Source organism: Pandoraea sp. E26 (assembly GCF_000681415.1).
Classification (GTDB): domain Bacteria; phylum Pseudomonadota; class Gammaproteobacteria; order Burkholderiales; family Burkholderiaceae; genus Pandoraea; species Pandoraea pnomenusa.
Genome location: NZ_AYXJ01000008.1, coordinates 26,117 through 51,931, shown reverse-complemented (window position 1 = coordinate 51,931; position 25,815 = coordinate 26,117). Strand labels below are relative to the sequence as shown.

Sequence of the window (25,815 nt, the reverse complement as noted above, 5' to 3'; positions counted from 1 at the left end):
GCGCCGATTGTCGGTTCTGTACGGCGTGTCTCGCAGCTCGTGCAAGCCACCGCCCGGGAGTAGACAAGGCGTGTTCCGCATGACGGCGGACCCCGTGGGACACGCCCGTCGTCCGCGACGCATGGCGTGTCCCATTCCGCTCATGACGGCGGGATCGCCTGACGATACGGCCTCGACTTATGGCATGCTATCGGTCAGCGGTACAGCCCGAACGGCTGACGCGGCCCGCCAGACGGCAGGACCGACCCCGGACGCGCACTGCGCGCCCAGCCCGAAGGCATCTCAAAATGACGGCCCCCACGGGCCTTGTTTTGAAATGTCTCCCTGCCACCGGACCCTCCCCCGTGCGAACCGGTCCGGCCTGCGTCGCGGCCAGGTACCGCCATCGCACGTCCAGGGAAAACAATATGAGTGGTTACGGCTTTCTTTTCAGTATCTTTCTGTTGGTGCTGGCAAGCGCCTTCTTTTCCGCCGCGGAGATCTCGCTGACCGCCGCCAAGCGCACCAAACTCCAGGTGCTCATGGAAAAGGGCGACCAGCAAGCCGTGAAGGTGCTCGCGCTCAAGGAACAACCCGGCAATTTCTTCACGGTCGTGCAAATCGGTGTGAACGCCGTGGCCGTGCTCGGCGGCGTCCTTGGCGAGAGCTTCCTCACCGGCTATCTGTTTGCCTGGATTTCCCCGTTCGTGGATCAGGCGCTGGCCTTGCGGCTCTCCGGCATCGGCTCATTCCTGTTCATCACCATCGCCTTCATTCAGTTCGCGGACCTGATTCCGAAGCGTCTGGCGATGGTCAATCCCGAGCGCGTCGCCACGGCCATCATCGATCCGATGCTGTTGTGCCTGAAGGTCCTGCGCCCGCTGGTGTTCGTCTTCAACGGCGTCGCGAACCTGTTCCTGCGCATCTTCAAGCTGCCCACGCACGCCATCGAGAACATCACGTCCGAAGACATCGCGGCGATGGTAGGGGCCGGCGCTCAGGCCGGTGTCCTGCGCAAGCAGGAGCTGCATCTGATCGAAAACGTCTTCGAGCTCGAGTCGCGCACGGTCGGATCGGTGATGACATTCCGGGACGACGTGGTGTACTTCACCATCGCAGAGGACGAGCGCAGCATTCGCCAGAAAATCACCGAAAGCCCGCATTCGAAGTATCTCGTCTGCCGCGATGAAATCGACAACGTGCTCGGTTACGTCGACTCGAAGGATCTGCTCCAGCGCATTGCCAGCGAAGACCTGTCGAGCGTCATCCGCAACCTGGATCGCCTTTATGCCAAGAAGCTGCTGGTGATTCCCGACACGTTGAACCTGTCCGAGGCACTTGCGCGCTTCAAGGAAACCCGCGAGGGTTTCGCCGTCATCATCAACGAATACGGCCTCGTCGTCGGTGTCGTGACACTCAACGACATCGTCGGCGCGCTCATGGGCGACGTGGTCCACCCCGCCGACGAGGACCAGATCGTGCAGCGCGACGAGCACTCCTGGCTCGTCGACGGCGTGACGTCGGTCGAAGACGTCAAGAAAGCGCTTGGCATTGACGAATTGCCGGGCGAAGGCGAGTTCGAGACCATCGCCGGCTTCATGATCTATCAACTCAAGCGCATTCCGAAGAAATCGGAAGCAACGGAGGCCGCCGGCTACAAATTCGAAGTGGTCGACATCGACAACTACAAGATCGACCAGTTGCTCGTCACGCGCCTGGGCGCCGTCACGGAAGCCGCGATTGCGGCGGCGAAGCCGGCATCGTAGCTAACACCTCGCGCAAGCGGTCGGTCAAGCCGCCGTCGCGCTGCGTCGGCCGCGCGATGGCAGATGCGATGACCGGCCACGGCGCATAAAGCGCGGCTTGCCGGCGGGCACGCGTCACGCCCGTGTAGATCAATTCCCGCGAGAGCACGCGGCTCGCCTGCTCGGGCAGGACGATCGCGACGCGATCGAACTCCGAGCCTTGCGACTTGTGAATCGTCATCGCGAACGCGGTCTCGTGTGCGGGCAGGCTTGCCGGCGAGTACAGTCGGTAGCCGCCGTCCGGCGTGGCGAACGCCACACGCAGCGTACCGGACGGACCGAGCGGCAGGGCTATGCCGATGTCGCCGTTGAACAGGTTCAACGCGTACTCGTTCTGCGTGACCAGTACCGGACGCCCCGCAAACCATGCCCCGCCGCCAGCGCCGAGGGCGACGCCCGCGCGTCGCGCCAGCACGGCCGTCAGTTGTGCGCCGAGGAACTCGACGCCGCGGCGAGCGCCGCGCGTGGCGCACAGCACGCGGAATTGTCCGAAGGCGGCGAAAACCGGCTGCGCGACCATGGCGACGTCAGCGACACTCGCCGCCGCAGGGTCGCCGAGCCGATCGATCGTCTCGAAGGCCTGCGTCAGCGCGTCGAGGTAAGCCGAATACCCGTCGGCGAGCGCATTGAGATTCGTCGGCGACAACTGGATGCCGCCGTCCTCGGTCAGCGTCACCCTGTCCGCCCCCGCCATTTCCGTCATATCCACCACTTCCGCCATCTGGACGGTGTCCGGCGCGACACACTCCTTGCGCGCCTCGATGACCTTGCCCGCCTTGATGGCGGTAGCCAGTCGGCCAATGGCCGAGTGGGCACCGAACCGATAGGTGCGTTCGAGCCAGACCACCGCATCTTCAAGCCCGCGGGCGCGCTGCGTGTGCTGCGTGTTCGCCGCTTCGGCATCATCGGCAGTTGCGTCGACACCGCCTTGACCCTGCGCACCAGGCCTGGCCAACGGCCCCGTGAGCGGCGGACGATCCCGCGGCCACCCCAGCGCGTCGAGTAGACGCGAACGCATCTGTGGCGAAAACGCACGCTGCGCGCTCAGTTCGCCGAAGACCGCCCCGGCCTCCACGGCCGCCAATTGGTCCTTGTCACCCAGGAGAATCAGACGGGCGCCCTCCGGCACGGCTTCCAGCAGTTGCGTCGCCATCGACAAGTCGATCATCGATGCCTCGTCCACCACGATCAGATCGTAGGGCAGCGGATTGCCCGCATGATGCCGGAAGCGACGTCCGACCTGATCCGCGGACTCGGGAAGCACGCCGAGCAGACGGTGCAGGGTGAGTGCCACCTCGGGCAGCGCCTGCCGCACGGTCTCGGGCAGATCCTGGCGCGCGGTGAGCGCCTCCTGCATGCGTTGCGCGGCCTTGCCCGTGGGCGCCGCCAGCGCGACGCGCAGATCGGCGTCGCGCTCCAGCAGGCAGGCTAGCAAACCGACCACTGTCGTGGTCTTGCCGGTGCCGGGGCCGCCGCTGAGCACCACCAACGAGCGTTGCAGCGCCAGCGCGGCAGCCGCCATCTGCCAGTTCGGTTCCGGTTGTCCGTCCGCCCCCGTCAGCACCCCCTCGCCGAAGTATCGTCGCAGGCGAGCGCGGTCCTCGGAGGTGACGGCCATGCGCTGCCCAGTCGACAGCTTGCGCCCGAGCGCCGTCGCCAGACGCGCCTCGTAGCCGTAATAGCGCGCCAGATAGAGACGATCGCGCTCGTCGAGCAACAGCGGAAACGCCTCGGCCGGCGCATCGATCGTCGACGCGCCAGTCGACGCGCCTGTGGGCGCATGGTTCGTCAATGCATGCGCGAGGCTTGCCCGCGCGCACAGACCACTGGCGAAAAGGGCCTCTCGCCAGACGGCCAGCGAAGGGGCGTCGCCAGGAAACAACTCGCCGCTGGCCTGGGTGTCGAGCAGGTCGCCGAGGGGCACGCACACATGACCTTCCGCAGTCGCGAGGCTTACGGCAAGCGAGGCACGCCAGACATAGCGGCACGTCACCTCGTCGGCGCCGTTGCCCTTGGCGAGCAGGGCCATGCGGCGTGCGAAACCTTGCGCGAGACGCACGACACCGCTGTCGGCTTGCGCCCCCGACGGCGTGTCGGCGGTGCGACGCAGCTCGTTCATGCGTCCTCCCCATCGGCCGTCAGCGGGGCCGGTGGCGCGTCCAGCGCCAGCGCCTGCGCCAGCGCGGCGTTGTCCCCTGCAGCGAACAGACGATCCAGCGCGTTCACCATGTCGAGCGACGGCTTGTCGAAGAAGACGCCGGGGACATCGTCACCGGCCAGATGGGCGTTGGCCCAGTCGGGGCGCACGCCCCGAACAAAGAGGTAGAGGCTTCCGCCCATGTCGCGGTCGTAGTCGTAATCGGGCAAACGGCGCCGCAGATAGCGATGCAACGCCAGTGTGTAGAGCAGATACTGCAAATGGTAGCCATGCTCGGCCATCGCCTCGCGCAAGCCCTCGGAACCGTAGTTTTCCGGGGCGGTGCCGAGGTAGTTCGACTTCCAGTCGAGAATCCACCACTGCCCGCCATGGCGAAACACCAGGTCGATGAACCCTTTGAGATAGCCGCGCAGTACCGTGGCGTCGAGTGGCAGGTCCGGATAGCCGAACTGTCGAAGCAAACCTCGCAGCGCTTCGAGCGGGACGGCATCGGCCGGATAGGTGAATTCCATTTCGGTGAGTCGCTCGGCCAGCGACACGTCGGCGAGCTGCATGCCGGGGCGCAGTGACGTGGCGAGCGTGTCGGCGAGCATGTTCATCATCATGGCGCGCCAGGTGTCGTTGCTCTCGGCACCTCGTCCCGGTGGACGCTCCCGCAGTGCACGCGATACGGCGTGAGGCCACTGCGCACGCGACTGGAAATCCGCCAGTTCGAATACCCGGTGCAGGCTCTCGCCGGCCGCAGGGCCGCGCGGAAAGCGAAGAATGTCATCGGACGGCGGCCAGACGTCGTCGCCTTCCGGGGGCAAGGCAAATGTCGGCCCCGCGTTGGCCTGCGCGTCGTAGTCGGGACGCGTGCGTTCGGGCGCGCTGAGTTGACCGCCCCCCAATTGCGGCCCGGCGTGCATCCCGGCCAGCAGGCCCGAGAAGCTGCCGATGCGCCACGCTTCGCGCAATGCGCGTGTGCTGGTGCGCGTGGCGAGTTCGGGGGCCATCGGAGGTGCGACACGCGTGGCCGCGTCGAGCGCATCGCCGATGGGCAACGGCACCACATCGAGCGGGCCACCGATCAGGGACTTCCATGCGGCCCGGATGGTTTGCACCCGTTCGTCCGTATCGATCGTCGATGCGATCCACGCGTCGAACGCAATCCCCTGCCCGGCCGCGAGCCAGTTGAGCATGCCGCCGCACGATTCCTTCACGCTGCGCCGGGACGAGTAAATGCCGGCGGCCAGATAGCAGCGGTAGACGGCGCGTGTCAACGCAACGTAAAGCAGCCTCGCCTGCTCCGCCGATTGCTCCTGCCGCAGCGCGGCGGCGGCCGGTGAGCCCTTGCCCGCGGCGTCGGTGAAATCGATCACTGCCGTCGGTCCGTCGTGATACTCGAGCCCGTCGAGACCACCGCCGTCGCGCACCGCGCCGTCCCACAGGAACGGGCAGAACACCACGCCGTATTCCAGGCCTTTCGATTTGTGCACGGTCACGATCTGCACCAGGTTCTGGTCCGACTCGAGACGCAACTGGGCCTCCTCGCCACCGCCGGCGTTGCGCTGCGAGGCCAGCCAGCGCAGCAACGCCGGCATGCCCGGCTGCTCGGCCCAGCGCGCCTGCGCCAGCTCGGCCAGGTGCATGAAATTGGTCAGCCGTCGCTCGCCGCCGGACTGCGCCACCAGGCGCGCCGCCAGTCCAAGTTCGCGCATGAGCGTGCGCCACATCGCTGAGAAGCCCCGGTCCGCCCATAACTGACGATACCGCTGAAGTCGCTCGATCCACGCAATGGCTTCGGCGTCGGACGCCTCGCTCGTCTGCATGCGATACAACGCGGTGGCGTCGAGACCGAACAGTTCCGTCGCCAGCGCCGAGCGCAGCGCACGAACATCGCCCGGCGACTCCACCGCTCGCAACACCCGCAACAGGGTTTCCGCCTCTTCGCTCGCGAATACGGAATCCTGCGTGAGTTCCACGCTACCCACGGCGTGTTCGGCAAGGCGCGCCTTCATCAGCGCCCCCTGGCGGTGCGTCTGGACGATCACGGCAATATCGCCCGGCGCGAGAGGGCGCTCGCCGACGAGGACGTCCCCGCGCGAGGCACCGGCCAGCAAGCGCGCCACCTCGGCAGCGGTGGCCTTCGCGCAGGCTTGCAACGCGTCGTCCTTCGACAGCGGCTCGTCATCGTCGGGCAGCCACCAGACCGTGAAGTCGGCGACGTCCCGCACGTCGGTGAGCGGAGGACGACGCCGCGCGCCCGGACGTACCGGCGGATATTCGAGCCCTTCGAGCACGAACGCCCGGTCGTTGGCGCCGAACAGGCGGTTGCCGGCGTCGATGATGGCCGGCGTCGAACGCTGATTGACCGCCAGCGTATAGGCGGCATCGGCGTTCTGGCGCGCGGACAGATAAGTGTGCAGATCGGCCGCGCGGAAACTGTAGATGGCCTGCTTCGGGTCGCCCACCATGAACATCGGTCCACGCCCCTGCGCGGGCGAGGTGGGCGTGCGCTGTCCACGGTGCCCGCTGTGTCCATCGTGTCCGCCGTGTCCACCGTTTCCGTAAACCGCGCTGAAGATGGCGAACTGCAACGGATCGGTGTCCTGAAACTCGTCGATCAGCGCGCAGGGATAGCGCTCTCGCAGGGCATCGGCCAACTCTGGATGCTGCATGAGTGCACGTGCGATGTTGCCGAGCAGGTCGTCGAACGACACCACTCGCAACTCGCGCTTGCGAAGCGCCAGTTGCTCGGGCGCCTGCGCCAGCCAGTCGCGCAGGATTCGCAGCCATTGCATGGCGTAGCGTTCGTCGGCGTCGGCGCGCGCACGAACCAGCACATCCGCCATGTCGAAGAACCGATGATCGGGCGGCGTCTCCCCCTTCTTGATGTCCTTGGCCAGACGTGCGCTCGTGAGCAGTTCGGCCTTCTGCCCGAGCGGCGCGCCGACGTCGCCTGCCGACAGGTAACGGCGCCACGCGGCAACCGCCTGGGAGAGCGATCCTTCGTGATAGATGTTCTTTTTGTACGACGGCAGCGCGGCGCGCATCAGGTCGGCGATGACCGCGGCTTGCGCCTCCCAGCATTCGCGCGCGGCCCGGTAGGTCGCGAGCAGGGCGTCGTCGGGCGATGGCGGGGCGGCGTCGACGGCAGGCGGCCAACGCAACGCCGACATCGGCTTCTTCAGGCGGCGCGCCAACTGGTCGGTGAGCGTGCCCGGCGAGCGTTTGCGATCGACGAGCCAAGCCGCGAAGCCATCGTCCTGCGCCGCGAGCGGCTCGACCACCCGTCGCCAGTAATCGACAGCCAGATCGTGGCGCACACCGTTGTCGTCCGGCACCAACTCGTAGGCGAACGGCAGCCCGGCCGCGAACGGGACTTCCGCCAACGCCCGCTGACAGAATCCATGAATCGTATGAATCGACGCCTGGTCGAACCCGCGCAATGCGGTCTGAAGACAGTCGCGAACGGCTTTCGGCGTCATCTCGCCGCGCTCGATCAGCCCGGCGATCATCACGCTGAACAACGGGTCGTCGCTGGCGTCGGGATCGAAATCGGAGAACCCCTCCCCCTCATCCACGTCCTCGTCATGCCAGTCGTTCGATGCCTCATCGAACACCGGTGCCATGGCGGCCACCAGTCCGGCCAGGCGTGCGCGAATCCGCTCGCGCAGTTCGGCGGTCGCGGCATTGGTGAACGTCACGACGAGAATCTGCTCGACTGTCAGTTGTTTCTCGAGCAACAGCCGAACGTACAGCGCACAAATGTTCCACGTCTTGCCGGTGCCGGCCGACGCTTCGATCAGGCAGACGCCGTCCAGATCGCAGCCGAACACGTCGAGGTCGATGAGTTGCGTCATGCGCCCTCCACGACTTCGAGATGTTGAACCACCGGCCCGAACACGGTATTCGCAAGCAGATCGAAGGGCGGCGCCAAGGGATTCTCCACGCCGCGCCAAAGTAGCCGCGTGTAAGGATCGTCGGCATCACCGCGTGCGAACGCCGAACCCTGCCAGGCGCTCTCGGCCTCTGCGGCCTTGCCGGTGCTCGCCAGCTTCCACGCGCTGCGTGCGAAAAACGGTAGCGGACGCGTCTGGCCCAGCCGGTACAACGCCACCCATTGGGCGAGCAACGCCGCCGCGTCTTCCACGGGACGAAGGGCGAACGTCTCGTTCTCGCCGTACCACAACGTTCTTGGCGCCACATCCAGACCGGCATGCGCGCTCTGCTGCAAATGCGCACACAAGGCAAGATGCGCCAGCCACGCGGCGAGCAGATCGCTTGGACGCATGCTGCCATAGCGATACATCACCAGCCCGTAACGCGAAACCGGTGCGAGCCGTCCTTGCAACAGACACTGCGCCGACAAGGTCGCGTCACCGTGCCATGCGGCCGGCGTCGATGCCTTCCACGACGGCGGCAGTGCCGGCGTCAACGGCAGGGCCACCAATAGCTCCTGCGTCCCTTCGGCCTGGGCCTCGCGCACCTGCGCCGCGAGCGCGCGCAAGCCACCCAGCTCGCGCCGGCGCCAGACCGCGCCTGTCGCGCCGCCCGGCAACTCATGACTCACGCGGGCGATTCGCTCGACGGCTTCGGCATGATGGCGGGCGTCGCGTGCATCGTCGCGCAGCAATCGCGGCAGCAGCCTGGACGCCAGCGCATCGCGGCCCGCCCAATCCAGCACGAACGGCTCGTCGTCCTCCACTTCGGTGAGCATCTCCCCAAGCGACAGTCCCAGTCTGTCCCTTGCCCACGCACGGCCGGGATGCCGCCAGAAGCGGAGCAGGTCGTCGAGCGTCAGATGCGTCTGCGCCACGGCGGGCAGCGCTTCTCGCACGAAGGGCGCCTCGGGGACGTCTGATGCGGGCACGGCCAGGGGGTCGGCCAACGCCCGCGCGGCGTCGCCGTTGGACACGTCGTAGCTGAAGAGCGACGCGTCGCGACCGTCGAAATATGCCGGGGAAAACGGTTGCAACGGATGCAGCACGATCAGGGCGTCGCGCGCCTCGCGCTGTGCCTCGAGCGTGTACCCCGCGGATACCGGGGCAAGCAACTGTCCCGTGAAATCGAGCAGTTCGTCGACCGCGGTCGAGGGCGGCAGCGGTGCGTTGTCGCGCACGCTGCGCCCGGTGTAGGTGATGAGAAAACGATCCTGGGCGCTGAGCATCAGGTCGAGGAAGAGGTTGCGCTCGTCGTCGCGTCGTTGACGATCGCCTCGCTGCGGCAACACGCGCATCAGGTCGAACTCGTCGGCGCGTACGCGCCCCGGAAGCACACCGTCGTCCATGCCGATCATGCACACCACGCGGTACGGCAAGAGACGCAGGCTCGGGATGGCGGCAAACGTCACGCGCCCCGAGGGCACGCCGCCGCGCGTGGGATCGTCGAGGGCGTCGGCCAGCACGCGGGCGACCACTTCAACCGGCACGCGAACCTCCGGTGCACCGTCGGCAATGGCCGAACCGATCTGCTCGATTGCCATGCGCACCTCGGCCACGTCGTCGGCGAAGCGCGTCTCGTCGGAGAAGAACTGCTCCAGCATCGCGAGCAACTGATCGCGCCACTCAAGCCCCGTGCGCTCCGTCCGCAGCGCAACGGACGTCATGTCGAGATCGTCGATCAGACGCGCCAGCTGGCCAAGCAACTCGGCACGACCGCCCTCGATACCGCCGACCGGCAGCCAGTCGTCGACCGGCAAGGCGTCATCCGGCAGCGCATAGCCGAGGAACAGCCGCATCATGGCGTCTCCCAACGTATGACGCTCCAGCGCGGGCGCCATCTCCCCGTCGCCGTCTGCGGCCTGCCGCGGTGCCTCCAGCCGCAGCAGCGCGTCGCCGCGCCAGCCGCGACGTGCGCCGGCGGCGTGCAGCCAGTTCTGGATGGCATCGAGCACATTGCCCCCGAGGTCATAGCGTTGCGCCACGGCTTCCGTGCGCGCCAGTTCCACGAGACTCGATGCCGCCACCCGCTGCTGCGGCAATGCCAGTATGGAAGCGAAGGCGCGCGCGACCGGATTGGTGCGCGTGGGCGGCAGGCCCGTCACGAGATAGGGAATGCGAGGCGTGGCGGTCCCGAATACGGCGTCGATGAGCGGCGCCGCGCGCGCCAGATCGGGCACGGTGATCAGCACGTCGTCGGGCCGCAGATCGGGAATTTCGTCGAAGCAGGCAAGCAGCCGGTCGTGAAGCACCTCGATCTGGCGCGCCAGACTGTGGCACACATGCACCTGCACCGAACCATCGGCGCCGCCCCCCTGCGTGGTGCCGTGACGGCCGTCGTCCAGCGTGAGGATGCCGTTCTGCAAGGCGGCGAGCAGCGTCGGGGCAGGATTGGGTTGGAACAGCGCCCGGTCCTCGACCGCCTGTGGCGCGAGATCGGCATACAGCGCGTCGATGTGGGACTGCGTCTGGCGACCCCACTCGGCCAGCAACGGATGCCCCACCTCCCGGTGCGCCGCGCCATCGCGGCGCGTGAGATACGACAGACGCGACGGCGGGACGATGTCGAACCAATAGCTCTCGCACGGATTGAGGACGTACAGATGGACGTCGATCAGGCGAGACATCGCCTTGAGCAGCGCCATCGACAACGGCGGCATCGACGACAGTGCGAACACCGACACACGCCTGGGCCAGCCATGGGGCACCGTTTCCGGTGTCAGTTGTTCGATCCGGTCGATCGCCCGGAGCGTGGGATGACGCTCGCGGATGTCCAGATGCGCCAGCACCTTTCGCCACAACGCGCTCTGCCACGCTTCGTCGTCACGCTGCACCTGCCCCCAGCCCGGCGCCGTGCCGGCATCGATGGGCTCGCCGGCCTGCCAACGCTCGAGCCAGTTCGGCCGATAGGTCAGATACTGGTCGTAGATGTGCGCCAGACGCTCCGCCAGTTCGAAGCGCATGACATCGTCGGCGCCGGCCAGATAGCCGGCCAAACGCGGCGAGCTCCTGACCCACGGCTGGGCCAGGCACTGGTACAGCGGCCAGACGAGCCGGTCCGGCGCGAACGGCGAACTCTCCGGCACCGTGAGCAGCTTGCCCGCCATGTCCCAGAGCCACTGGGCGAGGTAGGTCAGCCGGACGTTCGCGCATACGCCGAAGATGTCCGCGTAGTCCAGTTCGAGCCGACGCCGCACCGCCACGCTCGGCACGACGATGGTTTCCGTGTCGAAGGGATTCGCGGCGGCGTCGCCCTGGCCGGGCGCTTGCGCGAGATCGCGCAGCAAGGCGGCTTCGAGCGTGGTGAACCGGTTGGAAAAGAATAGGTGGAGCATGCGGGCGTGGCGGCTGATCGGATCTGTTCGCAAGCATAGCAAATGGCCTGTCGCACAGCCCATCGGACGGATCCTGAAATCCGCCCCCTCATGCGTGACGCCTGCCGGCAGCCCCGCGGATGCGATGCATTGGCGTGCCTCGGCGCGCCGCGTGTAACCGGCGGTATCCCCTCTTCGCGGCGCGCAGGGCTTCGGCTAGACTCTCTGTGCGCCGCGCCGTACCCCGTCGCGCGGCCGCCTTTGCTGCGGAACCCTCGCACCCGACGCATGGACTACCAGACCGATATCAAGAAGTTCCTCTACAGCCACTACTTTTTCAGCGGCACCCGGCAGGCAGTGGGTGTCGTGCTGCCCGCTCTCGTGTTGTTCTGGGGCATGGACCAGCACCTGCTCGGTATCGAAGTCGCCTCCGGCGCGCTCTGCGCGAGCGTGGTCGACATCAACGGACCGCTGCGACACAAGCACACGGAGCTGCTCAGCTGCACCCTGCTCGGCGCCCTCACCGTCCTCATTACCGGCATGGCCACGGCCGCCCAGCCCTGGCAACTGTGGATCACCACGCTGATCCTGACGTTCGGCCTCTCGATGCTGGTCGTGTATGGCATGCGCGCCTCGCTGGTGAGCTTTGCCTGCCTGATGATGATGGTCCTGAATGTCGAGGCCGATCTCACGCGGCATCAGGCCGTGCTGGACGCCGGTGCCGTGCTCGCGGGCGGGCTCTGGTACACCTATTTCAGTCTCGTCGTCTGTCGCATCTGGTGGTTTCGCATCGAACAGCAGACACTCGCGGAGAGTTTCTTCGTCACGTCGGAATATCTGGCGGCCAAAGCGGCCTTTTACGATACCTCGACCGATATCGACGAATGTTACCGGCGCCTGATCGCCGCGCAGGTCAATGTCGTGGAAAAGCAGCAGGCCGCGCGCGAGATCATCCTGCGCAACCTGCCGCGCCTGCGTACCGGCACGCTCGAGCCGCGCCGCACGATGCTGTTCAACCTGTTCATCAACATCGTCGATCTGCACGAGACGGTAGTTTCGGTGCACACCGACTACCCGATGTTGCGCCGCGAATTCGCGGACAACGACGTACTGCTGTTCTTCCGCGACATGGTGCGCAAGATCGCGAACGAGGTGGATGCCATCGGCTACGCCATCGCCACGAACGAGCCTTCGCGGGCGCAACGCAGCTGGCGGGCGGAATTCCGCGCCATCGAGTACGAGATCGAGCTGATGCGCAAGCAACAGTTGCCGCAGCGCTCACCCGAGGCCTATCAGGCGCTCACGAGCACCTTCCGCCGCGTATGGAGCGCCACGCGCATCGTGGAGCGCATGCATCGCAATACGGATCTATCCACGGCCGGCACGGCCACCGAGGTGCAGATCGATCAGGCGCTGCTGCGCTTTACCTCGCGCCAGAGCTTCTCGCCGAAGCTGCTCTGGAAAAACCTGACATTCTCGTCGCCGAGTTTTCGTCATGCGCTGCGCGTGACGATTGCCATCACGGCCGGCCTGATCATCTGCGAGAACTGGTCGGTGCTCGCCGGCCAGGCGCACAGCTATTGGGTGCTGCTCACCATCATCGTGATTCTGAAGCCGGGCTTCAGCCTGACGAAGCAGAAGAACGCCCAGCGTCTGACGGGCACGCTCGTGGGCTGCGTGAGCGTGCTGGTCATCCTCTCGTTCGTGCAAAAGTCCTGGGTGCTGCTTGCGCTCATGTTCTTCTGCATGGTCATGGGGAACAGTCTGTCGCTCTTCAACTACGGCCTGTCGGTGGTATTCATGTCGTCGTATGTGTTGTTGCTGTTCCACTTCCTGCTGCCGGGATCGCTGTCGGTCATCGGCGAGCGCGCCATCGACACCCTGATCGGCTCGGCCGTCGCGCTGGTGTGCTCGTACCTGTTCCCATACTGGGAGTACCGTCTGATGGGACCGCTCATTCGCCAGGCCGTGCAATCGACCCGTGCTTACCTCGAGGCGAGCGCCGGGCGCGACGGCAAGCGCGACGATCTGGCCTATCGCATGGCGCGCAAGGACATGCACATCGCCTTCGGCAATTTCGGCGGGGCGTTCAAGCGCATGATGCTCGAGCCGAAGTCCAAGCAGGTCTGCGTCGGGGAACTGAACGATTTGCTGGTGCAGAACCACGTCATGGCGTCGTACATCACGGGCATGGCGGATGTGTTGCCGCGTAGAATCGCGGCGGACAAGAGCGGCGAGCTCGAGCAGGTCGTCTCGGCCATCAGCGATCTGCTGTCACAGGCGGTGGCCGCGCCGGCGGCGTCGGTGCCGACGGATGCGCAGGCCGCGACCGAGGCCATGCGGGACTATACGCGGCGTCTCGATGCCTTGGTCGTGGCGCAGGAACAGCAACCGGATGTGTCCGAAGCGCAAGTGCAGGAGATCAAACAGGTAGTGCACCAACTCAAGCAGATGCTGCGCGCCGGCGAGCTGATTCTTCGGGATATGCGAGGGATTCGTCTGCCTGCCTGACGCGGCGCCGCCGCACGTCGCGCGTCCGCCCCCGGCAGGAGAGCGGCGGGCGTGGCCTGCGGCCGTCAGGCGATGCCCGAGCGCGTGGCGTAATGATAGAGATCAACGTCACGGTCGAGGCCGAGCTTGCGCATGGCGTTGGTCTTCTGGGAACTGACGGTCTTCACGCTGCGGCTGAGCTTGAACGCGATTTCGCTGATGGTGAGCCCCGAGACGAACAACCGCACCACTTCGACTTCCCGCCCCGAGAGCTTCGTCGCGTCGATCTCGGTATCGTCGGCCACGGCGTCGTGCAGCCGCGTCGCCAGCCCCGCCGGGATGTAGCGGCTGCCGTCCGCCACCACGCACACGATGTCGGCGATCGAGCTTTGCTCGTCGAGCTTCGAGAGGATCGAGTGAACCCCCAGCTTGAGCATGCCGCGCAGGATCGCCAGATTCTCCAGCATCGTCACGACGATGATCTTGATGTTGGGAAAGTAGCGGCGCACGTAACCGATGAGAAACAGGCCATCCTTGAAATGCCCGCCCGGCATCGAGAAATCGGTCACGAGAATGTCGCACGGCGCCTTGGCCAGCAAGCTCACGAGCTCCGACGAATTGGCCGCCTCGCCGACCAGATGAATCATTTCGCGCTCTTCGAGCAGGCGTCGTATCCCAAAGCGCACAATCGGATGGTCATCCGCGACCACGACATTGATCGTCATCCCTGTCCCCCTCCTTATTCGTCATCTGGCAGCCCCGTAGTGGCCGTGCGCGCCTCATGCCATGCACGGTGGGTGCCCCGCGTCTGCCGTCGCCGCGAAGCGGGATCATTCTGGCAAAAAGCGGTCGCGCCAATCAGATGGGAAACGTCACATAGTCGCGGAGGCCGCGCGGCACTGCCACGCGGCGTGCTCAGCCCGCGCGAGGCCCGCGTGCTGCCCGATAGAGCGGTAACTGCCGTCTAACTGCTTGACCGGGCTCGCAGGGAGATGAAATTGCACAGACACGCAGCGCCCGAGTCTGTGCTACTCGCGTCACCGGCGTTCGGAGGTTTCGCCGGGCGCGTTTCTCTCATTCCGAATGCGAAGTTCGGAAATTACTTAAACACCGGAGGCGAAATTAGTGCTCGGCCACCGCCCGGCATCGGCGGATGCGTAGTGGCAACGGCCGAGTCTCGTCACTTGCCGGCGGCCGCGCCCGAGGCCTTTGCCGCATCGGGCGCGGCGTCGTCGCGGGCCGCGCCATCGCCGTCGGTCGGCAGGCCATGCCAGCCGCCGCCCAGGGCCGTCACCAACAGCACATTCGCCGTGAACTGACGTCCGAGAATCGTGAGCGAGGTGCGCTCGGTGGCATAGGCCGTGGCCTGGGCCGTCAGCACATTCTGGAACGCAACGGTGCCGGCCTTGTACTGGTTGAGGATGAGCTGCGCCGCCTCACGGGAGGACTGCACCGCCTGCGTCTGCACGGCAGCCTCGCGGCCGAGATAGTTCAGCGCGGCAAGGTTGTCCTCGACCGCCTGGAACGCCGTGAGCACTGTCTGGCGGTAGGTCGCCACCTGCGCGTCGTAGGCCGCGATGGCGGCGTCGGTCTGCGCCCGGCGCAGACCGCCGTCGAAGAGCGTGGCGGCCAGCGCGGGGCCGACCGACCAGAACCGGCTCGGCAGCGTGAGCCAGTCGGCAAAGCTGCTGCTCTGGAAGCCGCCCGTGGCCGACAAGGTGAGTGAAGGGAAGAAGGCCGCCTTGGCCACGCCGATCCTGGCGTTCGCCGCGGCCACCGCGCGCTCCGCCGATGCGATATCGGGCCGGCGCTCGAGCAATTGCGACGGCAGACTGGCCGGCACCGGAGGCAGGGCCGCACGCAATGGCGCGGGAGCGAGCGAGAACGTCGCGGGCGCTTTGCCGACGAGCAGCGCGATCGCATGCTCCAGTTGGGCCCGCGTCACTTCGATGTCGAGCGCCGACGCCTGCGCCGACTGCAACTGCGACTGCGCCTGGATGACGTCGGAGCGCTGCGCGACGCCGACCGCATATTGATTCTGCGTCAGTCTGAGCGTCTCCTCATACGCGGCGACGGTGCGATCGAGCAGCGCCTTTTGCGCGTCCGTCACGCGCAGGTCGAAGTAGTTCTGCGCAAGCAGTGCCTGTGCTGACAGCCGCGCGTTGGCCAGATCGGCCGCGCTCGCCTGCGCACTGGCATTGCCGGCTTCCACCGAGCGACGCACGCTGCCCCAGATATCCGGCTCCCAACTCGCCGTGCCCGACAGGGAATAACTGTTGGAAATGCCGCCTGCGCCCGAGCCGCTGACCGCCGTGTTGCTCACCCGCGAACTGGAGCGGGTCAGTCCGGCGTCGGCGCCGATCGTCGGGAAGAACGCCGAGCGTGCCTGCGACGCCACCGCCAGGGCCTGCCGGTAGTTCGCCTCGGCCACCTTGATGTTCTGGTTGTTGACGTCGACCTGCGACATCAGGTCGGAGAGTACCGGGTCCTGGTAGATCGCCCACCAATCGCCCTTGGCTGCGGCGTCATTGGGCTGCGCGAATTTCCAGTCGCCGGTTTCCTTGAATGCGGCCGGCATGTCGATTTCCGGGCGGACGTAGTCTGGCCCCACGGCGCAACCGGCAAGCCACAGCACGGCGCTCGCCGCGAGGAACGTGGCCGTGCGGCGCATGGGCCGAAGCGCCCGCACGCTTCGCCCTCGCGCATCGCACGCTGCCGGGACGGCATGAGAGCAGGCGGGAACGGCTTCACGATTCGGGATACGGGACATAGCACACATCGGCCCATCGGCCGGGACTTGGGTTTTGGAAAGCGCGACGAACGCGACGATGCGCGCCTGAGGGGACCGTCGCGGACGGCAAACGCTGTCAGCCATGCCCCACCTCCCCGGCGTCGCCGTGACCGGTGCGTGCGCGGGCACGCCAGCGGGCCCAACGCAGACGCAAACGGTCGAGGTACAGATACACCACCGGCGTGGTGTACAGCGTGAGCACCTGGCTCACCAGCAGCCCGCCCACGATGGAAATTCCCAGCGGCTGGCGCAGCTCGGCGCCGTCGCCCGTGCCCAGGGCCAGTGGGATCGCCCCGAGCATCGCCGCCATGGTCGTCATCATGATCGGGCGGAAACGCAACACGCAAGCGTGGAAGATCGCCTCGCGCGGCGGCATGTTGTGGCGCCGCTGCGCGTCGAGCGCGAAGTCGATCATCATGATGGCGTTCTTCTTCACGATGCCGATCAGCAGGATCACGCCGATGAGCGCGATGATGCTGAACTCCGTGTCGAAGAGAATCAACGCCAGCAACGCCCCCACGCCCGCGGACGGCAACGTCGAGAGAATCGTCAGCGGATGGATGTAGCTCTCATAGAGCACGCCAAGCACGATGTACACCGTGAGCAACGCCGTCAGAATCAGGATCGGTTGCGACGACAGCGCCGACTGGAACGCCTGCGCCGTGCCCTGGAAGCTGCCGTGCACAGACGTGGGCATGCCAAGCCGGTTCACAGCGTCCTGGATCGACGCCTGCGCCTGCGAGAGCGAGACGCCCGGGGGCAGGTTGAACGAAATCGTGCTCGCGGCGAACTGCCCCTGGTGAGACACGCCCAGCGCCGTGTTCGTCGGCTTGTAGCTCGCAAACGCCGAGAGCGGCACCTGCGCGCCGGCCGAGGTCACCACATAGATATCCTTGAGCGACTCCGGGCTCTGCCACCAGCGCGGCGCGACTTCCATCACGACCTTGTACTGATTGAGCGGGTTGTAGATGGTGGAAACCTGGCGCTGCCCGAAGGCGTCGTTGAGCACATTGTCGATCTGGCTCATCGTCAGCCCCAGACGCGACGCCTGGTCCCGGTCGACCACGAGCGTCGTCTGCAGGCCCTTGTCCTGCTGATCGGTGTTGACGTCGGCGAGGTTCGGCAGACGCGAAATGGCGTTGCGCACCTTCGGCTCCCACTCGCGCAATTGCTGGAGATCGTCGGCCTGCAGCGTGTACTGATATTGCGCATTGCTCGACCGCCCGCCCACGCGAATGTCCTGCGCCGCTTGGAGATAGAGCATCGCCCCGGGCTCTTTCGCGAGCTTTCCGCGCAGGCGTGCGATCACCTGATCGGCCGAAATCTTTCGCTCGCCCAGCGGCTTGAGCGTGACGAACATCATCCCGCCGTTGCGGTTCGACCCGCCGGTAAAGCCGGTCACCGTCGCGACATCGGGATCGGCCCGCACGATCGTGATGAAGTCGGCCAGCTTCTTTTCCATCGCCTGGAACGAAATGGCCTGGTCGGCCTGGATGAAGCCGATCATGCGCCCCGTGTCCTGCTGCGGGAAGAAACCCTTCGGAACGACGGCATAGAGCCAGACGTTCAGACAGATCGTGCCGAGGAGAATGATCAGCATCAGCGGCCCATGCCGCAGCGCCCACCCGAGCGAGCGCTCGTACTCGCGCAACATCGCCGCGAACATGCGCTCGGTCCAGTCGCCCACGCGCGCCCAGACCGACGCTCGACGCGGCGGCTCGGGTGCGAGCGGCGCCGTCTCCGGGGGAACGCCCGGCGCGGCGCGCCCCTTGAGCAGACGTGCGCACATCATCGGCGTGGTCGTGAGCGACACGACCAGCGACACCATGATCGCCGCGGAGAGCGTGACCGCGAACTCGCGGAACAGGCGTCCCACGATGCCGCCCATGAGCAGCAGCGGGATGAAGACCGCCACCAGAGAGATACTCATCGACAACACGGTGAAGCCGACCTCGCGGGTGCCCTTGAGCGCCGCCGCGAACGGACTCAGCCCTTCCTCGATGTGCCGCGAAATGTTCTCCAGCACCACGATGGCGTCGTCGACCACGAAGCCCGTGGCGATGGTCAGCGCCATGAGCGACAGGTTATCGAGACTGAACCCGCACAGGTACATGATCCCGAAGGTGCCGATCAGCGACACGGGCACCGCCACGCTCGGAATGAGCGTCGCGCGCCAGTTCCGCAGGAAGAGGAATACCACCATGACCACCAGCGCGATCGAAATCAGCAGCGTGCGTTCCACCTCCCTGAGCGACGCGCGAATCGTCGATGTACGGTCCAGCACCACATCGAGATTGATCGCCGCCGGGATCGACGCGCGCAGATTCGGCAGAATCCGCTTGATGCCGTCGACCGTCTGGATGATATTCGCGCCCGGCTGGGTCGTGACGATCAGCAGCACCGACGGCTTGCCGTTTGCCGATCCGGCATTGCGCAGGTCCTGCGTTGAATCCACCACGTCGGCCACATCGGAGAGACGCACCGGACGACCGTCCTTGTAACTCACGATGACCGGCATGTATTCGCTGGCCGTCTTCGCCTGGTCGTTGGCGAGAATCTGCCAGCGGCGGTCGCCGTCTTCGAGCGCTCCCTTGGGACGATTCGCATTCACCGACTGAATCGTGGTGCGCACCGTTTCCAACGGAATCTGATACTTGTTGAGTGCCGTCGGGTTGAGCTCGACGCGCACCGCCGGCAACGAACTGCCGCCCACGGTCACATCGCCCACGCCGTCGAGCTGCGAGATCTTCTGCGCAAGGATGGTCGAGGCGGCGTCGTACATCTGGCCGCGCGTCATGCTCTCCGACGTGAGCGCGATGATCATCACCGGCGCGCTCGCCGGGTTCACCTTGCGATAGGTCGGATTGCTCGGCAGGCCCGTGGGCAGCAGGCTGCGCGCGGCGTTGATGGCGGCCTGCACGTCGCGCGCGGCGCCGTTGATGTCGCGCGAGAGGTCGAACTGCAACGTGACGCGTGTCGAGCCCAGTGTGCTATTCGACGTCATTTCCGTCACGCCCGCAATGCGCCCCAGCGAGCGTTCGAGCGGCGTGGCCACACTGGCGGCCATCGTCTCCGGGCTTGCGCCGGGCAGCGACGCGGACACCGAGATGGTCGGGAAATCGACCTGCGGCAGCGGCGAGACCGGCAGCAACCCGAACGCGACACTGCCCGCCAGCGTCACCCCGATGGTGAGCAGGACCGTCGCGACGGAGCGCCTGATGAAGACAGCCGACAGGTTCATCGCGCAGGACCGTCCGTGGTTGCCGGGCCGCCCTGACCACCCTGGCCGCCCGAGTCGTCAGCATCGCCCCGGTCGTCGTGCGATACGTCGTCCGACGGCCCGAAACGTCGCTCGCGCCAGGCCCGCGCCCGGTAGGCGAGTCGATCGAACCACAGATAGATCACCGGCGTGGTGAAGAGCGTGAGTACCTGGCTCACCATCAGCCCGCCCACCATCGTGATCCCGAGCGGCTGACGCAGCTCCGAGCCCACGCCCGAGCCGAGCATGAGGGGCAGCGCCCCGAGCACGGCGGCCATGGTCGTCATCAGAATCGGGCGAAAACGCAGCAGGCACGCCTGATAAATCGCCTCGCGCGGCGTCATGCCGTGCTCACGCTCCGCCTCGAGGGCGAAGTCGATCATCATGATGGCGTTCTTCTTCACAATGCCGATCAGCAGGATGATGCCGATGATCGCGATGATGCTGATGTCGTTGCCCGAGACCATGAGCGCGAGCAACGCACCGACGCCGGCCGAGGGCAGCGTCGACAGGATCGTGATCGGATGGATGTAGCTCTCGTAGAGCACGCCCAACACGATGTACATCGTGATCACGGCCGCGAGAATCAGCCACAGCGTATTCGAGAGCGATGCCTGGAACGCCTGCGCGGCCCCCTGGAATGTGGTCTGCGTACTGACCGGCAGGCCGATCGACTGCTCCGCCGCGGTGATCGCCTTGACCGCCCGGCCGAGCGACGCGCCCTTCGCCAGGTTGAACGAGATCGTCGCCGACGGGAACTGCGCCTGATGGTTGATCGCGAGCGGCGTGGGCTTCTCGATGACCTTCGCGAACGACGTGAGCGGCACCTGCACGCCCGAGGTCGAGGCCACGTAGATGCCCCTGAGCGCATCGGGCCCGCGCCGGAAGTCGTCGGCGACTTCCAGCACCACGCGGTATTGCGACGCCTGCGTGTAGATCGTCGAAATCAGGCGTTGGCCGAACGCGCTGTAAAGCGTCTGGTCGACGGCGGCGGGCGTCACGCCCAGTCGGCTCGCGGCATCGCGATCGATCTCGACGTACGCCTGCAGTCCGTTGACCTGAAGGTCGCTCGTCACGTCGGCCAGCTCCGGCACCTCACGGAGCTTGTCGACCAGCCTGGGCACCCACACGCCAAGCGTGTCCAGACTCGGGTCCTGCAGGGTGAACTGGTATTGCGTGCGGCTGATACGGTCTTCGATCGTCAGATCCTGCACCGGCTGCATGTAAAGCGCGATGCCCGGCACCTTCGCCGCCTCGGGTTGAATGCGGCGGATGACCTCGGAGGCGTCGAGCCCACGGGTATGCTTGTCCTTCAGATTGATCAACAGGCGCCCGCTGTTGAGCGTGGTGTTCACGCCGTCGACGCCGATGAACGACGACACCGATTCGACGGCCGGATCCTTGAGCACCGCGGCCACCAGCGCCTGCTGGCGCTCGCTCATCGCGGCGAACGAAATCGACTGCGGCGCCTCGGAAATGCCCTGGATCACCCCGGTATCCTGCACCGGGAAGAAGCCCTTGGGCACCCAGAGATACAGCAACACCGTGAGCACGAGCGTGCCGAGCGCCACAAGCAGCGTGGCCCGCTGACGGTCGAGCACCCAGGTGAGCCACTCGCCGTACTTCGCGATGATGCGATCGAACATTTCGCCGGTCTTGCGATAAAACTTGCCCTGCTTCTCTTCGGGCACGTGACGCAGCAGCTTGGCGCACATCATCGGCGTGAGCGTGAGCGACACGACCGCCGAGATCAGGATCGACACGGCCAGCGTGATCGCGAACTCCCGGAACAACCGGCCCACCACGTCGCCCATGAACAACAGCGGAATCAGCACGGCGATCAGCGAGAACGTGAGCGAAATGATCGTGAAGCCGATCTGCTCGGCGCCCTTGAGCGCCGCCTGCAGCGGCTTCTCGCCCTGCTCCATGTAGCGCGCGATGTTCTCGATCATGACGATGGCATCGTCGACCACGAAGCCCGTCGCGATGGTCAGCGCCATGAGCGTGAGGTTGTTGATCGAGAAACCGGACAGATACATCACGCCGAACGTGCCGACCAGCGACAGCGGCACGGCCACGCTCGGGATCAGGGTCGCCGAGACGTTGCGCAGGAAGACGAAAATCACCATGACCACGAGCGCGACGGCGAGCACGAGCTCGAACTGCACGTCGGAGACCGAGGCGCGAATCGTGGTGGTGCGATCGGTCAGCAGCTTGACGTCGATGCTGCCCGGCAACGAGGCCTGAAGCTGCGGCAGCAGCGCCTTGACCTTGTTGACCGTCTCGATCACGTTCGCCCCCGGCTGGCGCTGCACGTTGAGCACGATGGCGGGCGTGGTGTCGGCCCACGCCGCGAGCTTGGTGTTCTCCGCGCCGTCGATCACGTCGGCAATGTCGGACAGCCGGATCGGCCCGCCATTCTTGTAGGCGATGATCAGGTTACGGTATTCGTCGGCCGAGGCGAGCTGGTCGTTGGCGTCGATGGTCGACGCGCGCAGCGGTCCGTCGAAACTACCCTTCGCGCCGTTGACGTTCGCGGCGGCAATCGACGTGCGCACGTCCTCGATGTTCAATCCGTACGACGTGACGGCGCGTGGATTGACCTGGATACGCACCGCGGGGCGTTGCCCGCCCGAGAGGCTCACCAGACCGATACCGGGCAGCTGCGAGATCTTCTGCGCCACGCGGGTGTCGACGAGATCCTCCAGCTTGGGCAGCGGCATGGTCTTCGACATGATCGCCAGCGTGAGAATCGGCGTGTCGGCCGGATTCACCTTGCTGTAGATCGGCGGCATCGGCAGATCGCTCGGCAGCAGGTTGCTCGCGCTGTTGATGGCGGCCTGCACCTCCTGTTCGGCGACGTCGAGGCCGAGATTGAGCGAGAACTGCAGCGTGATCACCGACGCGCCGCCCGAACTGGTCGACGACATCTGGTTGAGCCCCGGCATCTGGCCGAACTGGCGCTCGAGCGGCGCGGTCACCGACGATGTCATCACATCCGGGCTGGCGCCCGGATAGAGCGTGACGACCTGAATGGTCGGATAGTCGACTTCCGGCAATGCCGACAGCGGCAGCAGCCGGTAGGCGACGAAACCGGCGAGCAGGATCGCCAGCATCAGCAACGATGTGGCGACCGGCCGGAGGATAAACGGGCGTGACGGATTCATTGGCTACGTTCGAAGGCGTCTCTGGGGCTGCCATCCGGCGCCGGGCCGGGCGGCGTGCTCGCGCGGGATCGCGGGCGCGGCGGCGTCCGGCGTCGCCGCCGGGCCAGGCCCGGCCTCACGCGGGATCGCGCGGCGCATCGTCACTGCGCCTGGCGGCGATGGCCGCCGTTGGCAGCGGCGCCGCGCTTGTCGCCCGGGGCGCCCGGGGCGCGCGGGGCGACGGCTGCCGCCCGGCTCTCGGGGGTGATCACCTCGACCTTCGCGCCGTCGCGCAGCTTGTCCATGCCGTCGATCACGAGCTTCTCGCCCGGCGCGATACCCGCTTCGACCGCCACGTTGACACCGTCCGTCGGGCCGAGCTTCACCGTCTTCAACTTGACGGTGTGGTCGGGCTGCACGGCGTAGACAAAGCTGCCCTGCGTGCCGCGCTGCACCGCGGCGCTCGGCACGAGCGTGGCACCCTTGAGCGTGTCGACGAGCATCTTCACGTTGACGAACTGGTTCGGGAACAGCACGCCGTCGAGATTCGCGAACTCTGCCTTGAGCTTGACGGTACCGGTGGTCGTATCGATCTGGTTGTCGATCGACGCCAGCTTGCCGTCGGCGAGCTTGATCCTGTTCGCGCGGTCGAACGCTTCGACCGGCAGCGCTTCGCCGGCGCGCGATCGCTTGACCACCGACGGCAGATTGTCTTCGGGGATCGTGTAGACGACCGTGATCGGGGTGACTTCGTTGATGATGACGATACCGTTGGTGTCCGAGGCGTGGACGATGTTGCCCGGATCGACCTGTCGCAGGCCCGCCAGGCCCGACACCGGCGCGGTGACGCTCGCATAGTTCAGCTGCAGCCGCGCGTTGTCGAGTTGCCCCTGGTCGGACTTCACGGTCCCTTCGTACTGCTTGACGAGCGCGCGCTGGGTGTCGACCGTCTGCTTGGCGATCGAGTCCTGCGTGAGCAGCGTTTCATAGCGGGCCAGGTCGAGTTGCGCGTTCCTGAGCAGCGCCTGGTCACGGGCCAACTGACCTTCCATTTGCGTGACCTGCACCTGGAACGGACGCGGATCGATCTCGGCGAGCAACTGCCCCGCCTTGACCATGTCGCCTTCCTTGAAGTGCACCTTCATGAGCTGGCCGTCCACGCGAGAGTGCACGGTGACGCTGCGCGTCGGCGTGACAGTACCCAGCCCGTTGAGGAAGACCGGCAGATCGCCCGTTTTCGCCTCGACGGCGGTCACCGGCGTGGCCGGCATGCCCGCGCCGGCCATGCCGCCCGGCGGACCGCCGCGACGCCCGCTCGCCTGCCCCGGACCCTGCGCCTTTGGCGCGTGCAAACGGTAATACACGCCGCCGGCAATGAGCAGGACGATCAATCCGATGATGCCGGGCACGAGCCATCGGCGCCGGCGCGATTCGGCAAGCGCGGGCGTGGCGGTACGTGGCGTCCCGTTGGGGGACGTGGGCCGATCAGAACCGTTCGGTGGTTCCGAACCGTGGGGACCGTGCTCGGTCATAACTTCCTCGTAACAGCGGAGTCGTTGGCGGATTCGTCCGTTGGGGACGACGTTTTTTTCGGTCGGTTTGCTGCGGCGCGGCAAAGATGCCCGAAAACCTTGCGGGGCCGCGCCTGAAGCCGGATTTGGCCGATCAGCATAGCAGACCGACATGCCTTCGCGCAGGCGCGGCCCATGCGGGCGTCGCCGGCGTGACGCGGGCGACGCACCTGTCTGGTTTTTTCGTGCCGCCGGCTCAAGATTGGCAGTGCTGTGAAAAGACCGAAGGCACGCGAGATGGTTCGCGTCGAATCCTTGCGTCGCATTTCGAAGCGGCATCGGACCGAGGCAATTCATCGGCACATTTCGTCGATGCACGCCTGTCGACGCGCGTCATCGCGGAACGTCACCTCATCCGGCCGCGGCGGTGCCGTGCAATGCCTGATCGCGCCATTCTCGCCACATGAAAACATGCGGAATGCGCGACTGGGTATGCGGAAATGGTGAGATTGAAGCTTACGTGATGCGTGCGAAAATCGCGCGTTACGCGGGCTCGCTCTATTATTACGCATCGTTACAGGCCGCCAAGACTGTAATGTCCGGAAACAAAATGCGTGTCTGGGCGCGCGCCGAGGCCACTATCATGACGACACACCCTGTCCGATCGAATATGAAAATTCTTGTTGTCGACGACGATCCCGACCTGCGCGACCTGCTCAGAGAGTATCTGAGCCGTCACGGCTTCTCCGTCGCGGTCATGCACGACGGGGACGGGCTGGCCGCGCGCCTGGAGCGTGAGCGCCCCGCCCTGATCGTGCTGGACCTGATGATGCCCAAAGTCGACGGCCTCACGGCCCTGCGCGACCTGCGCGCGCGCAACGACGACGTGCCGGTGATTCTGCTCACCGCTCGCAGCGACGAGATCGATCGCATCGTCGGACTCGAGATCGGCGCCGACGACTACCTGGGCAAGCCGTTCAGCCCGCGCGAGCTCCTCGCGCGTATCAACGCCGTGCTGCGCCGACGCAAGACGCCCGATGCGGCGGTACCGGAACAGCGCGAGAACTACACGTTCGGTCCGTTCGTACTCGACTTCCGCAGCCGCACGCTCACCCGCGACGCGCAATTGCTCACGCTCTCGGATGGCGAGTACGGCTTGCTGCGCCTGCTGGTCAACCACGCCATGCAGGTGCTCTCGCGCGAACGCATCATCGAATTGCTCTACGGCGCGGAGAGCGACGTCAACGACCGCGGCATCGACGTGCAGATCTGGCGCCTGCGCCGGCTGCTCGACGAGGACGCGCAGAGCCCGCGCTTCATTCAGACCGTGCGCGGGCGCGGCTACATTTTCGTCCCCGACGGCCAGCGCGCCGACATGGCCACCGGTTAATGAAGCGAAACGCACGGCGCCACGCTGTCCGGCGCCGATATTCCCGGTC

The 25,815-nt window shown here is 66.1% G+C and carries 11 protein-coding genes; 3 read left to right on the top strand and 8 right to left on the bottom strand.

Translation table 11 applies throughout. The annotated features are described in order from the left end of the window. Positions 1–407: 407 nt before the first annotated feature. On the top strand, positions 408–1,745 hold the full coding sequence (locus tag W930_RS0105175; RefSeq protein WP_023594639.1) for a hemolysin family protein: 1,338 nt from the start codon (positions 408–410) through the stop codon (positions 1,743–1,745). On the opposite strand, the gene recD is transcribed toward W930_RS0105175, so the two are convergent. The 3 genes from recD to recC are packed head-to-tail and all read right to left on the bottom strand — an operon-like array spanning position 1,705 to position 11,200. Continuing rightward, the gene (recD, locus tag W930_RS26150) at positions 1,705–3,903 is read right to left on the bottom strand and encodes an exodeoxyribonuclease V subunit alpha (RefSeq protein WP_023872081.1); all 2,199 of its coding nucleotides are present in this window, start codon (positions 3,901–3,903) and stop codon (positions 1,705–1,707) included. The two genes, W930_RS0105175 and recD, sit on opposite strands and share 41 nt — an antisense overlap. Next, positions 3,900–7,787 carry an exodeoxyribonuclease V subunit beta gene (gene recB, locus W930_RS26145; protein ID WP_023872082.1) on the bottom strand — a complete coding sequence of 1,296 codons (3,888 nt, stop codon included), beginning with the start codon at positions 7,785–7,787 and terminating at the stop codon, positions 3,900–3,902. The genes recD and recB overlap by 4 nt, the downstream gene beginning before the upstream one ends. Further along, positions 7,784–11,200, bottom strand: coding sequence for an exodeoxyribonuclease V subunit gamma (gene recC, locus W930_RS0105160; protein WP_023872083.1), 3,417 nt, complete (start codon positions 11,198–11,200; stop codon positions 7,784–7,786). Before recC ends, recB begins: the two co-directional genes overlap by 4 nt. Before the next feature lie 267 nt (positions 11,201–11,467). Here recC and W930_RS0105155 point away from each other — a divergent pair, with 267 nt between their 5' ends. Further along, entirely contained in the window at positions 11,468–13,690 is a 2,223-nt protein-coding gene (locus W930_RS0105155; RefSeq protein ID WP_023594635.1) for an FUSC family protein, read from the top strand. Positions 13,691–13,755: 65 nt separating this feature from the next. Here the strand turns inward: W930_RS0105155 and W930_RS0105150 are convergent, their stop codons facing one another. From W930_RS0105150 to W930_RS26140, 5 genes are all read right to left on the bottom strand, one after another. After that, positions 13,756–14,394, bottom strand: coding sequence for a response regulator (locus W930_RS0105150; RefSeq protein ID WP_023594634.1), 639 nt, complete (start codon positions 14,392–14,394; stop codon positions 13,756–13,758). Positions 14,395–14,849: 455 nt separating this feature from the next. After that, complete coding sequence (locus W930_RS0105145; RefSeq protein ID WP_023872084.1) at positions 14,850–16,340, bottom strand: efflux transporter outer membrane subunit; 1,491 nt, start codon at positions 16,338–16,340, stop codon at positions 14,850–14,852. Positions 16,341–16,536: 196 nt separating this feature from the next. Next, positions 16,537–19,701, bottom strand: coding sequence for a multidrug efflux RND transporter permease subunit (locus W930_RS0105140; RefSeq protein WP_023594632.1), 3,165 nt, complete (start codon positions 19,699–19,701; stop codon positions 16,537–16,539). After that, positions 19,698–22,886, bottom strand: a complete 3,189-nt coding sequence (locus W930_RS0105135) for an MdtB/MuxB family multidrug efflux RND transporter permease subunit (RefSeq protein WP_023872085.1) — start codon at positions 22,884–22,886, stop codon at positions 19,698–19,700. Before W930_RS0105135 ends, W930_RS0105140 begins: the two co-directional genes overlap by 4 nt. A 140-nt stretch (positions 22,887–23,026) precedes the next feature. Further along, a complete protein-coding gene (locus W930_RS26140; protein WP_023872086.1) occupies positions 23,027–24,274 on the bottom strand; it encodes an MdtA/MuxA family multidrug efflux RND transporter periplasmic adaptor subunit in 1,248 nt (415 codons plus the stop codon). A 772-nt stretch (positions 24,275–25,046) separates the two neighbouring features. Here W930_RS26140 and W930_RS0105120 point away from each other — a divergent pair. Beyond that, positions 25,047–25,766 carry a response regulator gene (locus W930_RS0105120; protein ID WP_028730836.1) on the top strand — a complete coding sequence of 240 codons (720 nt, stop codon included), beginning with the start codon at positions 25,047–25,049 and terminating at the stop codon, positions 25,764–25,766. The last annotated feature ends 49 nt before the right edge of the window (positions 25,767–25,815 follow it).

Excerpts from the sequence above, each read along its gene's own strand:
- W930_RS0105145 (WP_023872084.1), bottom strand. The coding sequence starts at position 16,340 with ATGCGCCGCACGGCCACGTTCCTCGCGGCGAGCGCCGTGCTGTGGCTT.
- W930_RS0105175 (WP_023594639.1), top strand. The coding sequence starts at position 408 with ATGAGTGGTTACGGCTTTCTTTTCAGTATCTTTCTGTTGGTGCTGGCA.
- recD (WP_023872081.1), bottom strand. The coding sequence starts at position 3,903 with ATGAACGAGCTGCGTCGCACCGCCGACACGCCGTCGGGGGCGCAAGCC.
- W930_RS0105155 (WP_023594635.1), top strand. The coding sequence starts at position 11,468 with ATGGACTACCAGACCGATATCAAGAAGTTCCTCTACAGCCACTACTTT.
- W930_RS0105120 (WP_028730836.1), top strand. The coding sequence starts at position 25,047 with ATGAAAATTCTTGTTGTCGACGACGATCCCGACCTGCGCGACCTGCTC.
- recC (WP_023872083.1), bottom strand. The coding sequence starts at position 11,200 with ATGCTCCACCTATTCTTTTCCAACCGGTTCACCACGCTCGAAGCCGCC.
- W930_RS0105140 (WP_023594632.1), bottom strand. The coding sequence starts at position 19,701 with ATGAACCTGTCGGCTGTCTTCATCAGGCGCTCCGTCGCGACGGTCCTG.
- W930_RS0105150 (WP_023594634.1), bottom strand. The coding sequence starts at position 14,394 with ATGACGATCAATGTCGTGGTCGCGGATGACCATCCGATTGTGCGCTTT.
- W930_RS0105135 (WP_023872085.1), bottom strand. The coding sequence starts at position 22,886 with ATGAATCCGTCACGCCCGTTTATCCTCCGGCCGGTCGCCACATCGTTG.
- recB (WP_023872082.1), bottom strand. The coding sequence starts at position 7,787 with ATGACGCAACTCATCGACCTCGACGTGTTCGGCTGCGATCTGGACGGC.